Raw genomic sequence first — 13852 nt, forward strand, 5'->3', positions numbered from 1 at the left:
GCCGCGCTGGCCGCGCGCCGGGGGCCGACGTGATCCGAACGAGGGGGTTCAAGCCAGGACCGGCTCCCGGTCGGCCTCCTCGACGGCGGCCGGGACGGCCCGGCCGGCGTCCTTCCGCCGCCCGGGCAGCGCGAACATCAGCAGGAACACCACCCCGAGCACCCCCAGCACCCACCACATCGCGTGCTGGAACGCCCCGACGAACGGCTCACCGGCCACCGTCCCGGACGGCACCGCGCCGAAGAACGCCACCGACACCAGGCCCAGGCCGAGCGCCAGGCCCACCTGGTTCACCGTGTTGATCAGCCCGGACGCCGACCCGGCGTGCTCCCGCGGGACCTCCGCCAGCACCGCGTCCGTGATCGGCGCGACGATCAGGCCCATCCCGACGCCCATCACCACCAGCGGCAGCACCATCTGCCAGGGCGAGATTCCGGTGCCGTACCGGTGCGCCTCCGCGATGTAGACGAGCACGCCGAGCGCCATCACCAGCGCGCCCGCCTGGAGCACCTTGCGCCCGAACCGGGGGACGAGCTTCTGCACGGAGAGACCGGCCGCCGTCGAGACCGCGATCGAGAACGGGATGCCGGTCGCCCCGGCCTTCAGCGGGCTCCAGCCGAGGCCCAGCTGCATGTAGAGCGTCCAGACCAGGAAGAAGATCCCGGAGACCACGCCGAAGGTCAGCTGGACGCCGATGCCCGCCGCGAAGGACTTCACCCGGAACAGCGACAGCTCCACCAGCGGCGAGCCGTCCCGCCGGGTCTTCACCCGCTCGTAGGCGACGAACAGCGCGAACACGGGCAGGCTGCCGACCATCGTCAGGTGTCCCCAGAGCGGCCAGCCGGCCTCCCGGCCGTGGGTCAGCGGGTAGATCAGCATCAGCAGTCCGGCGCTGGCCAGCAGCACGCCCGGCAGGTCGAGCCGCAGGGCCCGCTCGGCCTTGGACTCGCCGATGAAGACCCGGCCGAGCAGCAGGCCGGCGATGCCGACCGGCAGGTTGATCAGGAAGATCGGACGCCAGCCGAGCCCGAACAGGTCCCACTCGGTCAGCAGCGCGCCGATCAGCGGGCCGCTGACCGCGCCGAGCCCGACCACCGCGCCGAACAGGCCGAACACCTTGCCGCGCTCCTCCGCCGGGAAGGTCGCGTGCACGATCGACAGCACCTGCGGCACCATCAGGGCCGCCGTCCCGCCCTGGAGGATCCGCATCGCGACCAGCATCTCGGAGCCGCTCGCGAGACCGCACAGCGCCGAAGCGATCGTGAACCCGGCTATTCCGATCAGGAACAGCCGCTTGCGACCGTAGATGTCACCCAACCGGCCACCGGTGATCAAGCCGATCGCGAAGGCCAGCGCATACCCGCCGGTCACCCACTGGACGGCGGAGAACGACGCGCCCGTGGACTCCTGGATGCTCGGGATCGCGATGTTCACGATCGTGACGTCCACCAGGTCCATGAACGAGGCCGTCATGACGATCGCCAGCGCGATCCACCTCCGCCGGTCCGCCGCCCGGTCCGCCACCGGGTCCGCCGAATCGGCCCTGTCCTTGCCCACCACACACTCCTCGTCGCCGTTCCTCGTCAGCACGTCGACGAAACTACGGGGCATCTAGGTCAGGTCCTGACCGCTACTTCCGGCACCCTGGTTCCATGACGGACACTCCGGCACGACTCCTCAGCCTGCTCTCCCTCCTCCAGACCCCGCGCGAGTGGCCCGGCAGCGAGCTCGCCGACCGGCTCCAGGTCAGTCCCCGCACCATCCGCCGCGACATCGACCGGCTCCGCGAGCTCGGCTACCCGGTCGAGGCCACCATGGGACCGGTCGGCGGCTACCGGCTGGTCGCGGGCACCGCGATGCCGCCGCTGCTGCTCGACGACGAGGAGGCCGTGGCCATCGCGGTCGGCCTGCGCGCGGCGGCCGGACACGCCGTGGTCGGCATCGAGGAGGCCTCGGTGCGCGCCCTCGGCAAGCTGCTCCAGGTGCTGCCCGCCCGACTCCGCCACCGGGTCGCCACCCTCGACCGGGCCACCCTCCCGCTGCTCAGCGGCGACGGCCCGACCGTCGACCCGGAGGACCTCACCGTGCTGGCGGGCGCCGTCACCAACCGCGAACGCCTGCGCTTCGGCTACCGGGCCGGCGACGGCGCCCAGACCCGGCGCCAGGTCGAACCGGACCGGCTGGTCTCGGCCGGCCGCCGCTGGTACCTGGTCGGCTTCGACCTCGACCGGGACGACTGGCGGCTGTTCCGGGTGGACCGGATCAGCGGGCCGTTCGCCACCGGCGCCCGCTTCACCCCGCGCCCGCTCCCCGCCGAGGACGCCGCCGCGTACGTCGCGGGCAAGCTCCGCCGCCAGTCCCCCACCCCGACCCTGGACGCCACCCTCCACATGCCCGCCGACGAGGCCCGCCACCGCCTCGGCGGCTACGGCGACGCCGACGAGATCGTGCCGGTCGACGAACGGAGCTGCCGCATCCGCTCGCACACCGACGCCCTCGACTGGCTGGCCGTGCGCCTGCTCATGCTCGGCTGCGAGTTCGAGGTCCACTCACCGCCGGAGATGCACACCCGCCTCCGCGACCTCGCCGGTCGCGCGGGCCGCGCCGCCGGCTGACGACCGGCTCAGGCCTCCACCCGGTACCAGGCGTTGCCTGCCCGGAACCACAGCACGCCGTCCCGCCCGTACGCGCGCTCCTGGTCGAGCGCCCCGGGGAGCCGGAGCACCCCGCGCCGCTGCTCCGCCCACCGGCCGTCGGCCGTCCGCCCGTACCAGGCCAACTCGCCGCCCCGGGTGAGGAAGACGCCCCGGTCGCCGGTGATCGCGAAGCCCAGCGGTTCCCGGAACGGGGACGGCACGCTGCGCGAGGTCCCGGCGGCCGGGTCGATCCGGGTGAGGAAGCCGACCAGCTCCTCCGAGTACCAGGCCAGCCAGGCCGCCTTGCCCTCGGTCGCCGCGGCCAGGCCCTCCAGCGGCCATTCGGGCAACTCGCCCTTGCCCGGCCGCCAGACCACCCGCCCGCCGGCGTCCGTCCCGATCAGTCCGGGGCGGGTCAGGGGGTGGTCGCCGTAGACGCCCTCGTCCCCGAAGGCCATCCAGATCCGGCCGTCGCGATCGGTGACGAGCGCTTCGAGGGCATCACCGAGCGAGAGGTCGCGGACCGGCCGTCCCTCGTCGTCCAGGACCACCGCGTTCGGCGCCTCGTCGTCGTCGCCCCGACCGGAGCGGTGCGCGGCGACCAGGAGCCGGTGGCCGGGCAGCAGCGCCAGATGCCCCGGCCGGACCGGCACCTGGACCAGCGACCGCCGCCGCTCGCCCCGGTCGGTCACCGTGACCGACTCCCCGTCGAACGGCGGCAGCACGAGCCCGGGCTGCCCGCCGTCCACCAGCAGCACCGTGAGCCGGCCGTCCGGACCGACCGTCCAGGCCACCGCCCGACGGCCGGCCCGGACGTCCTGCTCCGGCAGCCGCCAGACCTCGGCGGCGGGGACGGCGGCCGGGGCCTTCGGCATCCGGGTCAGACCCCGTACTCGGCCGTGATGACGGCGCGCGCCAGGGTGTGGAAGGTGATGTTGAAGCCGACCTGGGCCGGCGGCGTGTCGGCCGAGACCTCCAGCGCGTCCACGTCGAGCGCGTGCACCGCGAAGGCGTAGCGGTGGGCCGGCCCGGGCGGCGGGGCGGCGCCGTCGTACTTGTTGCCCGGGAAGTCGTTGCGCCCGTGGAACGAGCGCTCCCCCGGCAGATCGGCGTCCGACGCCCCGGCACCACGCGCCAGCCCGGCGGTGCCGGCCGGCAGGTTGAGCGCCAGCCAGTGCCACCACCCGGACCCGGTCGGGGCGTCCGGGTCGTAGCAGGTCACGGCGATCGAGCGGGTCCCCTCCGGCAGCCCGGACCAGGCCAGCTGCGGCGAGGCGTTGGCCCCGCCGTGGACGAACTCCTCGGCCAGCGTCCCGCCCTCGGTGATGTCCTCGCTGGTCAGCGAAAAGGACGGCACCTGCGGCAGGAACTCGTACGGCAGCGGCGGACGCACGCTCATGGAGGGTCACCTCTCGGCACGGCGGGAAAGGGGCTGTCCGGGCCCGGGTTCGGGCCGTCGGACAGGATGCACAGGATTCACCTTAGTGGGGTGACCAACCACCGTTCCCGGCCCTACAGTCGGGTTATGTCCCCGCGATTCGCCCGTCTGCTCCGCGACTCCCGCGCTGCGCTGTTCACGATGCTCGGCGCCCTGGCCGTCATCTGGGCGGTGCAGGTGGCGAACTGGCTCGACGACTACCGGCTCTCCTACGAGTACGGGGTGAGCTCCGGGCGGCTGGACGAGTTGCCGGACGTGCTCACCATGCCGTTGCTGCACTTCGGTTGGGACCACATCGAGGCCAACTCCTGGCCGCTGTTCGCGTTCGGGTTCCTGGCCGCGTACCGGGGGATGAAGCGGTTCCTGCTGGCGACGGTGCTGATCGTGGTGTCCAGCGGGCTGACGGTGTGGTTCTTCGAGCGGCCCGACGTGGTGACGGCGGGGGCCAGCGGGGTGGTGTACGGGTACTTCGGCTACGTGGTGCTGCGCGGGTTGTTCGACCGCAATCCGGTGGACACGGCGATCGGTGTGGTCGTGGCCGCGGTGTACTCGTACCTGCTGCTGGGCGTGCTGCCGAGCGCTCAGGGCGTCAGCTGGCTGGGCCACCTGGGCGGGCTGGTCGGCGGACTGGCCGGCGCCTGGCTGCTGCGAAACCGCGGAGACCGGGGCAACCGGGGAGACCGGGGCGGACGGACGCCGAAGAGCACCCCGAAGTCGGCCGCCGCCCCGGCGGGCCCGGGCGCCGCGCTGCTCAAGGAGCTCGACGACCTGGGCATCTGAGGCCTGCGTCGCCGACACCAGGTCTGGACCGGTCCGGCGGCTGCGGTTAGCGTGAGCAGGCATCCGCCCCCTGCTCCGGAGCCGCACCGTGGAGTCGTCCGTCCTCGCCTTCGCCACCGACCTCCTCGACGAGGGCGCCGACACCTTCTTCGGCAACCTCACCGACCGGGCCGGGGTCGGCGGCGTCACCCTCGCCTCGGTCTACCACGAGGCCCGCGACGTCTTCCCGCACAACCCCCGCCGGGTGATCCGCTACCTGGAGCCGGGCGCCGCCTACTTCCGGCCCGACCCGGCCCGCTGGTCCGGGCGGCGGCTGCGGCCCGTGCCGTCCACCGCGATCGGCGAGCGCGACCCGTTCGCCGAGGCCGCCGAGGAGGCCCGCCGGCGCGGTCTGAAGCTGCACGCCTGGACGGTGTTCTGCCACAACGACCGGCTCGGCTTCGAGCACCCGGACTGCGCGCCCGCCAACGCCTTCGGCGACCGCCACCTCACCGAGCTGTGCCCGGCCCACCCCGAGGTGCGCGAGTACGCCCGCACCCTGGTGGCGGAGCTCGCCCGGTACGGCGTGGACGCGATCCGGGCGGAGTCGCTGCACTTCCACGGCCTGCGCCACGGCTACCACCACGAGCGCTACTTCGAGGAGCTGGGCGCGGCCGCCGAGGCACTGCTCGGGCTCTGCTTCTGCGCCCACTGCCGGGCCGCCGCCGTCCGCGCGGGCGTGCCGGCCGACGAGGTGGCCGAGGCGGTCCGCGCCGAGCTGCGCCGCCGGCTGGCCGACGACGCGGCCGCCGCCGAGCCGGCCGCGCTGGACGAACTCGCGGACGGCGCCGTCGCCGCCTACGTGGACGCCTCGGCGGTGACGGTGACCTCGCTGGCCGCCGAGCTGGCCGAGGAGGCGGCGCGCCACGGCATGCGGCTGACCTTCATGGACGGCGGCGGTCCCGGCACCGGCTGGCTGTCCGGGATCGACCTGCCGGGGCTGGTGAAGGCCGCCCACCGGATCGAGACGCTCGGCTACGCGCGCACCCCGGAGGAGGTCCGGGAGAAGGTCGCCGCCTTCGCCCTGCACGGGGTGCGCCCGCAGGACATGGCGGTGATCCTGCGTCCGATGGCGTCGGACTGCGACGGTCCGGCGAACCTCGCGGCGAAGATCGACGTGCTGCGCGGGCTGGGCGTGCCGGAGGTCGAGTTCTACAACTACGGCCTGATGCGGCTCTCCTCCCTCGACCGGATCGGCGCCGCGCTCGGCTGATCCCTGTCCGGATCCGATCGATCAGTTGCGCGAAATGATCCTGACCATGCCAATATCCGGGCCCTAAGCTCCCCCTCAGCCGTGATCATCCGACGAGGGGGAGCACCCATGTCCACACCACGGATCACCCGCCGCGGCCTGCTCGCCGGAGCCGCCGGCACCGCCGGGGCCGCCGCGCTGGCCACCGTCGCCGGAGCCGGCGAGGCCTCGGCCGCCACCGTCCCGCCGCCCGGCCCGTACGCCCTCAAGCTGCCGCACCAGATCGAGGCCGAGGCGCTGATCGACAATCTGCGCCTGCGCCCCTGGGAGCACCTCGCCAACCGGTACAAGAGGGCCGGCGAGTTCGAGGACGTCCCCACCAGCGTCCGCTGGGGCGCCGCCGGCCATCCGGAGGAGTTCTCCAACCTGTCCCAGTGCTCCTCGTTCCTCACCCTGGTGCTCCAGCGCGCCTACGGCACCGCGCCCACCGCGCCGGCCGGCACCCCGATGCCCTGGGGCGACTACAGCTACGGCTGGGCCACCCGGGAGTACTTCCAGCAGCACTTCATCAAGGACCCGGCCAACCCCAACCCCTACCCGACCGCGGAGAAGTACCAGCAGGCCTTCCTGGACACGGCCTCGCTCCCGCACTTCACCCGCGTCACCAAGCCGGTGAACCTGCGCCCCGGCGACCTGGTGGCCCTCGACTACCACCCGGGCGAGGACAACACCAAGCCCTACACCGGGCACATCGTCATGGTCCGCGAGCGCAAGGGCACCTGGTCCGACCCGGCGGTGGACGCGAAGATCGGCCGCCCGGTCGTCCCGTACGTCTTCGAGGTCATCGACTGCACCAGCGACCCGCACGGCAACCCGGCGCTCGGCGGCACCGCCACCGACCTCTTCCGGGCCTTCCCGGACAGCCGGATCGAGGAGGTCCCGGCCACCACCGGCTCCTCCACCTGGAAGGAGCACGACGGCGTCGGCTACGGCCACATGGTGTTCTACGCGGACGCCGACACCAAGCTGTTCGCGGGCTACCGCTGGAGCCTGAACAGCACGGTGCCGCGCCCGGTCTCCGAGCGCCCGGTCTCGGCCGGACGGGTCTGGCTCGGCGACGGCATCTGAGCGGCGTCCCGAACCGGGCGGACCTCGTCACCTGCGCCGCCGGGACGTCCCGAACAGGCTCCGGGAGATCTCCCTCCCGAGCTGCGTCCCGGCGGAGCGGGCGAAGGACTTCAGCGCCGGGTTGCCCAGCAGCGCCCCGAGCAGCCCGGCGCCCTCCTTCTCCCGCCGCTCCTCCCGCTCCCGGGGCTCGCGGCGCGCCTCCGGCACCGGATCCGGCTCCCCCGCGGGCACCGGCACCGGCTCGGCCGGCGGCCGGGCCGCCCGCGCCGCCAGCTTCTCGTACGCCGACTCCCGGTCCACCGCCTCCCGGTACGCCGCCGTCAGCGCCGACCCGTCCACCGCCGCCCGCAGCGCCGCCGGGTCGAGCGGCCCCATCAGCGACTGCGGCGCCCGCAGCCTGGTCGCCGCGACCGGCGTCGGCGCGCCCTTCTCGGACAGCACCGTGACCACCGCCTCGCCGGTCCCCAGCGAGGTCAGCACCTCCCCCAGGTCGTACGCGGGCGACTTCGGGAAGGTCGACACGGTCGCCTTGAGCGCCTTGGCGTCGTCCGGGGTGAACGCCCGCAGCGCGTGCTGCACCCGGTTGCCCAGCTGCGCCAGCACGTCCCCCGGCACGTCCTTCGGCGTCTGGGTGACGAAGAAGATCCCCACCCCCTTGGAGCGGATCAGCCGCACGGTCTGGGTGATCGCCTCCAGGAAGGCCTTGGAGGCGCCCTTGAAGAGCAGGTGCGCCTCGTCGAAGAAGAAGACCAGCTTCGGCCGGTCGAGGTCCCCGACCTCGGGCAGCTCCTGGTAGAGGTCGGCGAGCAGCCACATCAGGAAGGTCGAGAACAGCCGCGGCCGGTCCTGCACCGCGGGCAGCTCCAGCACCGAGACCACGCCCCGGCCGTCCGCGGAGAGCCGCAGCAGCTCGGCGGTGTCGAACTCCGGCTCGCCGAAGAACGCCCCGGCGCCCTCGTTCTCCAGCAGGGTGAGCGAGCGCAGGATCACCCCGGCGGTGGCGGCGGAGAGCCCGCCGATGCCCTTCAGCTCCTCCTTGCCCTCGGGCGAGGTGAGGAAGGTGATGACCGCCGTGAGGTCCTTGAGGTCGTACAGCTCCAGGCCGCGGCGGTCGGCGTAGTGGAAGACCAGGCCGAGCGAGGACTCCTGGGTCTCGTTCAGCTCCAGCACCTTGGCCAGCAGCAGCGGCCCGAAACTGGTCACCGTCGCCCGCAGCGGGATGCCGGTGCCCTGGCCGCCGAGCGCGTAGAACTCGGCGGGGCAGCCGCGCGCCTGCCAGTCCTGGCCGACCTCGGCGGCCCTGGCGGCGGTCCGCCCGCCCGGCTCGCCGGGCGCGGCCACCCCGGAGACGTCTCCCTTGATGTCGGCGAGGAACACCGGCACGCCCTGGGCGGAGAGCTGTTCGGCGATCAGCTGGAGGGTCTTGGTCTTGCCGGTGCCGGTGGCCCCGGCCACCAGCCCGTGCCGGTTGAGCACCCCGAGCGGCACCCGCACCGGGGCGCCGGGGTACGCGGTGCCGTCCAGCAGCACCGCGCCGAGATCGAGCGCGGGCCCGGTGAAGGCGTACCCGTCGGCGATCTCCCGGACGGCGGACGGAACAGCAGCGGACATCGGACGACCCTCCAACCGCACGGGACCTACACGACATTTCCCATGAAACAGCCGCAATCCCCCGCCCGCAGCCCGTACCCGTGCGCGTGGCGGCGTCGCGGCTGCTGCGCCATCCGCCGCCCAAACGGTAGGCTTTCCGTGTGATCTTCAAGCGCATCGGCAATGGGCGGCCGTACCCGGATCACGGCCGTACCAGCACCCGCCAGTGGGCGGACGTCGCCCCGCGCCCGGTGCGACTGGACCAACTGGTGACCACCAAGGGACAACTGGATCTGGAAACCCTCCTGGCGGAGGACTCCACCTTCTACGGGGACCTCTTCGCGCACGTCGTGAAGTGGCACGGTGACCTGTACCTGGAGGACGGACTGCACCGCGCGGTCCGCGCCGCGCTCCAGCAGCGCCAGGTGCTGCACGCCCGTGTCCTCGAAATGGAATGACCGGGGGCCGGACGGCCGGCCCGTACGCGTCCGGACCGCCCCGCGGCTGCTTTCCGCGGGGCGGTCCGTTCGTACCCGGGTGCGGTCGCGGTGCCGCCATTCGGGTACCGGCGTACTCCCGATGATGATCGTTTAGTACCTTCACCGCTGTACGGCACTAATCTGCTGACTACGGCCGCGTCCGCGTCCGCGTGACACCGCGTTCGTGTGGCACCGCGCCCGGCCCACCGTCACCCGATCCCCGCCCTGGCACGAGGGGGAGACAAACCGTGAGCATGTTGACTCCCCAAGGCCTGAAGGGGAAGCAGTACCGGATCACCGGCAACTCGTACCCGCGCCTGGGCCGCCCGCCGAAGAAGAGCCGCAAGGTGTTCGCACTGATCGCGGCGGTGCTCGCGCTGGCCCTGATCGGGCTCGGCGGCGTCCAGCTCTGGGACATCTTCAGCGGCAAGGGCAAGAACGCCTCCGCCGAGGCCTGTGCCACCCCGTCCGGCAAGCCGCTGGCCGCCCCGGTCCCCGAGCCGGCGCCGACCGTGCCGGGCTCGGCCACCGCCCCGATCGACCCGAAGGCCGTCCCGCAGCCGTCGGCGGTCACCGTGAACGTCTACAACGCCACCGCCAAGGCCGGCCTGGCCGCCCGCACCGCCGAGGAGCTGCAGAAGCGCGGCTTCACCATCGGCAAGGTCGGAAACGCCCCGGCGGAACTGGACAAGAAGGTGCCCGGCACCGCCCAGGTGATCGCCGGCCCGGCCGGCGCCGGGGCGTCCACCCTGGTCGGCTCGGTGATCGCGGGCGCGACCAGCACCGCCGACGCCCGGACCGACACCACCGTGGACTTCGTCATCGGCGACAGCTACAACGCGCTGCTGGACGAGGCCCAGGCCGCCGCCGCGCTGGCCCTGGCCACCAAGCCGGTCCCGGCCCCGAGCAGCACCGGCAGCTGCTGAGCGGCTCCCCCGCACGGACGACGAAGCCCCCCGGCAGCGCGCCGGGGGGCTTCGCGACGTTCGCGGGGAACGGCGGGGACTCAGCCCGCGGTGCCGTACAGCCGGTCGCCGGCGTCGCCGAGGCCCGGGACGATGTAGCCGTTCTCGTTCAGCCGCTCGTCGACGGCCGCGGTGACCACGGTGACCGGCAGGCCGGCCAGCTCGCGCTCCATGACCGCGACGCCCTCGGGGGAGGCCAGCAGCACCACGGCGGTGACGTCGGTGGCGCCGCGCTCGATCAGCATCCGGATCGCCGCGACCAGCGTGCCGCCGGTGGCCAGCATCGGGTCGAGCACGTACACCTGGCGGCCGGAGAGGTCGTCCGGCATCCGGGTGGCGTAGGTGGAGGCCTCCAGGGTCTCCTCGTTGCGCACCATGCCCAGGAAACCGACCTCGGCGGTCGGCAGCAGCCGGGTCATGCCGTCCAGCATGCCGAGGCCGGCCCGCAGGATCGGCACCACCAGCGGGCGCGGGTAGGACAGCCGGGTGCCGGTGGTCACGGCCACCGGGGTGGTGATCTCCACCTCGTCGGTGCGGACGTCCCGGGTGGCCTCGTACGCGAGGAGGGTCACCAGCTCGTCGGTCAGGCGACGGAAGGTCGGCGAGTCGGTGCGCTCGTCGCGCAGGGTGGAGAGCTTGTGGGCGACCAGGGGGTGGTCGACGACGTGGATCCGCATGCATCGAGGTTAGCCCGGGTCCGGACGCCCGTACGACACGCCGTGCCAGGCCGGGCCGGGGGCCGACCCGCACGGGTGCCGCCTCCGTGGTGACGCGCCGTGACGGGAGGAGAATGTCCGGACGGATCGGCCTCCTGTGGTATCAACCCGGCCGATCTGGGAAAGTCAGGTCCTATGACGAGCAACCCGAACCCCGGGGACGGCTCGGCGGACGGGGCCGCGGCCTCGTCGGGCGACCGCTCGGGTCCGCCCCCGGACCGCCCGGAGACCGAGGCGGAGCGCCGCAGGCGCCGCGCCGTCTTCCTGCGCGAGCTCACCGAGGCCCGGGAACTGCGTGAGCGGGTGCAGCCCCGCCGGACCAAGGAACGGCGGATGCGCGAAGCGATGCGGATGCGAACCTTCCGGTTCTGACGGGCCCTCCACGGCTTCTCCACACGCCCGCTGCCGGTCGGCCCCCGTACACCGTCCGGCGGCCAACCCTTCCGACACGACCTGCAAAGACGCGCTGCAGAACACCCCCCGCAAAGCCGTGCTTTCTGTCACGATTCCGATGGGACGGTCCGAACAGCGGACCGCCTCTGGCGCGGGGGCGGCCGGTTCCGCGTCGCCCGCGAGCGCCGACAGCCGAGACCGAGATCTTGGGAGTGTCCCTGGTGGCGTACTTCGCTGCAGTGCTTGCTCGCACCGAGGACGGGTGGGATGTGAGCGAGACGGAGCTCGACGACGTCGAAACCCTCGCCGACCTGGCCGACCTGGCCCGTGAGGCGACCCAGGACGACGACAGCGTCCTGGTCTTCATCGAACAGGAGGACGCCTGGTTCGCCATCGTCCGGGTGGACGGCGAGGAGGACCCGCGGATCTTCGTCTCGGACGGCGCCGCCGCCGCCCGCAGCTCCTACGGCTCCGTCCTCACCGACGAACTGGTGGACCAGGCCGGCGAGAGCGAGTTCGGCGACCTCGACAACCTCGTCGCCGAGCTGGAGGACGGCGCGGAGGCCGAGGAGCAGGACGACGACGAGGACGGCGAAGGCCGCGGCGGCGTCCCGGTCGGACCGCTCGGCGACGCCCACCTGCTGACCGAGTTCGGCCTCGCCGCCGACGCGCTGATCGCCCTCAGCGGCGAGGGCGCGGTGCCCGGCGACGCCCTGGAGGAGATCGCCGAGGCGCTCGGCTGCGGCGAGGTCCTGGAGGCCGTCCGGTAACGCCCCGTGTCCGCCGCCCGGACGGCCGGACCGCCGCCATGCCCGACACTGGATGCCATGCAGTCCGTCCGCCCGATCCCGCCGCTGCCCGCTCCCGTCCGCCCCGACCCGGTCCGTGACCGCTGGGCGGCGCCGATGCGCCTCGCCATCGCCGAGGCCGCCCTGGCGCCGGCCACCGGTGACGTCCCGGTCGGGGCGCTCGTCCTCGGCCCGGACGGCGAGGTCCTCGGCCGGGGCCACAACGAGCGCGAGGCCGTCGGCGACCCGACCGCCCACGCCGAGGTGGTCGCCATCCGCGAGGCGGCGGCGAAGCTCGGAGCGTGGCGGCTGAGCGGGTGCACGCTGGTCGTCACCCTGGAGCCGTGCACGATGTGCGCGGGCGCGATCGTGCTCTCCCGGATCGACCGCGCGGTCTACGGCGCCCTCGACGAGAAGGCCGGCGCGGCCGGCTCGCTCTTCGACGTGATGCGCGACCGGCGGCTGAACCACCGCCCCGAGGTGATCGGGGGCGTCCTCGCCGACGAGTGCGGCGAGCAGCTGCGCGCCTTCTTCGACACCCGCCGCTGAGTCCGCCGCGGGAAACGGATTTCGTTCCCGCGCCACCCGTCCGGTAGAGTTCCCCTCGGTAGCGTGTCCGAGCGGCCAAAGGAGCACGCCTCGAAAGCGTGTGTGGGGGCAACTCCACCGTGGGTTCGAATCCCACCGCTACCGCCAGCAAGCCCGAAGGGCCCGTCCGGTGAACCGGACGGGCCCTTCGGCGTTCCCGCGCACCCTCGGACGCGGAAAGGGCTCCGTACCCGTCGGCCGATGACCACCAACGCCTGTCGAGTACGGAGCCTGGAAGAGGGGGAGCGGTTCGGGGGGACTGACCGCTCCCCCGGCGGAGTCCCACAACCGGGGCCGCGTCGGGGGGAAGCCGCGGCGCCCGGTCCCACAGCGGGGAGCTCCGGATCCACGTACCGGGGATTCCTGCCAGATCCTCGGTACATCAACCATCCTGCCGCGCCCCGCCGGGCCGGGCACCCGGAGAAAGGCCCCACTCGCGGGGACCTTCGTCCCGGCAGGTGAACGCGTCGCACACTTGATAGGCCGTCCGGGTGGATAAGCTGCCCGTTGCACGGGCCGCTCGGGGACCGAGCGACGGCGGCCCACAGCAGGGAGGAAGGTCAACCGGATGGCGCAGGCGAAGAAGATCGGAATGGTCCTCCTGCTCATCTTCGTGCTCTACACGATCATCACCTCGCCCGCCCGCGCGGCCGAGCTGGTCCAGTTGGGGTTCGAAGGCATCTCGAACGCCGCCAAGGCGGTCGGCACCTTCATGACCGGCCTGGTGAAATAGCCGGGAACCCACCGGCTACGGTGGGCCCGACACCCGACCCCGTCCGCGAGGAGCGGCACCGTGATCCGCCACCTGGTCCTGTTCAAGCTCAACGAAGGCGTCAGCAAGGACGACGAGCGCGCGCTCGCCGGCGCCAAGGCCTTCGCCGAGCTCGGCCCGGTCGTTCCCGAACTGCGCGAGTGGGAGTGCGGCTGGAACACCACCGACCGCGACATCGCCCACGACTACGCCATCAACAGCCTGGTCGAGGACCGCGAGGCGCTCCAGGCCTACCTCACCCACCCGGCCCACCAGGCCGCGGCCGCGCAGTGGCGCGAGTTCGCCACCTGGGTGATCGCCGACATCGAGGTCTGAGTCCGGCGGCCCGTCCGCGACGCCCCCGGCCCG

16 protein-coding genes and 1 tRNA gene are annotated in these 13852 nt (G+C 73.2%); 12 read left to right on the plus strand and 5 right to left on the minus strand.

Features of this window, described 5'->3' with window-relative positions:
- Positions 1-48: 48 nt before the first annotated feature.
- Positions 49-1473: an MFS transporter gene (locus ACFU74_RS15720; protein ID WP_380756815.1), complete on the minus strand. Its 1425-nt coding sequence runs from the start codon at positions 1471-1473 to the stop codon at positions 49-51.
- Positions 1474-1652: 179 nt separating this feature from the next.
- On the opposite strand from ACFU74_RS15720, the gene ACFU74_RS15725 reads away from it, so the two are divergent.
- A complete protein-coding gene (locus ACFU74_RS15725) occupies positions 1653-2615 on the plus strand; it encodes a helix-turn-helix transcriptional regulator (RefSeq protein ID WP_380756759.1) in 963 nt (320 codons plus the stop codon).
- An 8-nt stretch (positions 2616-2623) separates the two neighbouring features.
- On the opposite strand, the gene ACFU74_RS15730 is transcribed toward ACFU74_RS15725, so the two are convergent.
- Complete coding sequence (locus ACFU74_RS15730; protein ID WP_380756761.1) at positions 2624-3511, minus strand: hypothetical protein; 888 nt, start codon at positions 3509-3511, stop codon at positions 2624-2626.
- 5 nt (positions 3512-3516) lie between these two features.
- Complete coding sequence (locus tag ACFU74_RS15735) at positions 3517-4035, minus strand: YbhB/YbcL family Raf kinase inhibitor-like protein (RefSeq protein WP_380756763.1); 519 nt, start codon at positions 4033-4035, stop codon at positions 3517-3519.
- 126 nt (positions 4036-4161) lie between these two features.
- Here ACFU74_RS15735 and ACFU74_RS15740 point away from each other — a divergent pair, with 126 nt between their 5' ends.
- The 3 genes from ACFU74_RS15740 (at position 4162) to ACFU74_RS15750 (ending at position 7213) form a co-directional block, all read left to right on the plus strand.
- On the plus strand, positions 4162-4854 hold the full coding sequence (locus ACFU74_RS15740) for a rhomboid family intramembrane serine protease (protein ID WP_380756765.1): 693 nt from the start codon (positions 4162-4164) through the stop codon (positions 4852-4854).
- 88 nt (positions 4855-4942) lie between these two features.
- On the plus strand, positions 4943-6106 hold the full coding sequence (locus ACFU74_RS15745; protein WP_380756768.1) for a hypothetical protein: 1164 nt from the start codon (positions 4943-4945) through the stop codon (positions 6104-6106).
- Positions 6107-6214: 108 nt separating this feature from the next.
- On the plus strand, positions 6215-7213 hold the full coding sequence (locus tag ACFU74_RS15750) for a hypothetical protein (RefSeq protein ID WP_380756770.1): 999 nt from the start codon (positions 6215-6217) through the stop codon (positions 7211-7213).
- A 27-nt stretch (positions 7214-7240) separates the two neighbouring features.
- Here the strand turns inward: ACFU74_RS15750 and ACFU74_RS15755 are convergent, their stop codons facing one another.
- On the minus strand, positions 7241-8824 hold the full coding sequence (locus tag ACFU74_RS15755; RefSeq protein WP_380756773.1) for a helicase HerA-like domain-containing protein: 1584 nt from the start codon (positions 8822-8824) through the stop codon (positions 7241-7243).
- 140 nt (positions 8825-8964) lie between these two features.
- Here ACFU74_RS15755 and ACFU74_RS15760 point away from each other — a divergent pair, with 140 nt between their 5' ends.
- Entirely contained in the window at positions 8965-9261 is a 297-nt protein-coding gene (locus ACFU74_RS15760; protein ID WP_030061387.1) for a type II toxin-antitoxin system VapB family antitoxin, read from the plus strand.
- A 275-nt stretch (positions 9262-9536) separates the two neighbouring features.
- Positions 9537-10208, plus strand: coding sequence for a LytR C-terminal domain-containing protein (locus tag ACFU74_RS15765; RefSeq protein WP_380756817.1), 672 nt, complete (start codon positions 9537-9539; stop codon positions 10206-10208).
- Between the two features lie 80 nt (positions 10209-10288).
- Here ACFU74_RS15765 and upp read toward each other — a convergent pair whose 3' ends face one another.
- Positions 10289-10924 (minus strand): uracil phosphoribosyltransferase, encoded by a 636-nt coding sequence (upp, locus tag ACFU74_RS15770; protein ID WP_355360658.1) that lies wholly within the window; start codon positions 10922-10924, stop codon positions 10289-10291.
- 174 nt (positions 10925-11098) lie between these two features.
- On the opposite strand from upp, the gene ACFU74_RS15775 reads away from it, so the two are divergent.
- From ACFU74_RS15775 to ACFU74_RS15800, 6 genes are all read left to right on the plus strand, one after another.
- On the plus strand, positions 11099-11335 hold the full coding sequence (locus ACFU74_RS15775; protein ID WP_380756775.1) for a hypothetical protein: 237 nt from the start codon (positions 11099-11101) through the stop codon (positions 11333-11335).
- Between the two features lie 242 nt (positions 11336-11577).
- Positions 11578-12126, plus strand: a complete 549-nt coding sequence (locus ACFU74_RS15780; RefSeq protein WP_380756777.1) for a tRNA adenosine deaminase-associated protein — start codon at positions 11578-11580, stop codon at positions 12124-12126.
- Between the two features lie 57 nt (positions 12127-12183).
- A complete protein-coding gene (tadA, locus tag ACFU74_RS15785; RefSeq protein WP_380756781.1) occupies positions 12184-12693 on the plus strand; it encodes a tRNA adenosine(34) deaminase TadA in 510 nt (169 codons plus the stop codon).
- Positions 12694-12750: 57 nt separating this feature from the next.
- Positions 12751-12840, plus strand: a tRNA-Ser gene (locus ACFU74_RS15790).
- 460 nt (positions 12841-13300) lie between these two features.
- Complete coding sequence (locus tag ACFU74_RS15795; RefSeq protein WP_199926184.1) at positions 13301-13465, plus strand: hypothetical protein; 165 nt, start codon at positions 13301-13303, stop codon at positions 13463-13465.
- 60 nt (positions 13466-13525) lie between these two features.
- A complete protein-coding gene (locus ACFU74_RS15800; RefSeq protein ID WP_053645680.1) occupies positions 13526-13819 on the plus strand; it encodes a Dabb family protein in 294 nt (97 codons plus the stop codon).
- Positions 13820-13852: the final 33 nt, after the last annotated feature.

Origin of the sequence: Kitasatospora sp. NPDC057500 (assembly GCF_042802195.1) — a bacterium.
Classification (GTDB): Bacteria; Actinomycetota; Actinomycetes; order Streptomycetales; family Streptomycetaceae; genus Kitasatospora.

Excerpts from the sequence above, each read along its gene's own strand:
- ACFU74_RS15720 (WP_380756815.1), bottom strand. The coding sequence starts at position 1,473 with ATGACGGCCTCGTTCATGGACCTGGTGGACGTCACGATCGTGAACATC.
- ACFU74_RS15725 (WP_380756759.1), top strand. The coding sequence starts at position 1,653 with ATGACGGACACTCCGGCACGACTCCTCAGCCTGCTCTCCCTCCTCCAG.
- ACFU74_RS15730 (WP_380756761.1), bottom strand. The coding sequence starts at position 3,511 with ATGCCGAAGGCCCCGGCCGCCGTCCCCGCCGCCGAGGTCTGGCGGCTG.
- ACFU74_RS15735 (WP_380756763.1), bottom strand. The coding sequence starts at position 4,035 with ATGAGCGTGCGTCCGCCGCTGCCGTACGAGTTCCTGCCGCAGGTGCCG.
- ACFU74_RS15740 (WP_380756765.1), top strand. The coding sequence starts at position 4,162 with ATGTCCCCGCGATTCGCCCGTCTGCTCCGCGACTCCCGCGCTGCGCTG.
- ACFU74_RS15750 (WP_380756770.1), top strand. The coding sequence starts at position 6,215 with ATGTCCACACCACGGATCACCCGCCGCGGCCTGCTCGCCGGAGCCGCC.
- ACFU74_RS15755 (WP_380756773.1), bottom strand. The coding sequence starts at position 8,824 with ATGTCCGCTGCTGTTCCGTCCGCCGTCCGGGAGATCGCCGACGGGTAC.
- ACFU74_RS15765 (WP_380756817.1), top strand. The coding sequence starts at position 9,537 with ATGTTGACTCCCCAAGGCCTGAAGGGGAAGCAGTACCGGATCACCGGC.
- upp (WP_355360658.1), bottom strand. The coding sequence starts at position 10,924 with ATGCGGATCCACGTCGTCGACCACCCCCTGGTCGCCCACAAGCTCTCC.
- ACFU74_RS15775 (WP_380756775.1), top strand. The coding sequence starts at position 11,099 with ATGACGAGCAACCCGAACCCCGGGGACGGCTCGGCGGACGGGGCCGCG.
- tadA (WP_380756781.1), top strand. The coding sequence starts at position 12,184 with ATGCAGTCCGTCCGCCCGATCCCGCCGCTGCCCGCTCCCGTCCGCCCC.
- ACFU74_RS15795 (WP_199926184.1), top strand. The coding sequence starts at position 13,301 with ATGGCGCAGGCGAAGAAGATCGGAATGGTCCTCCTGCTCATCTTCGTG.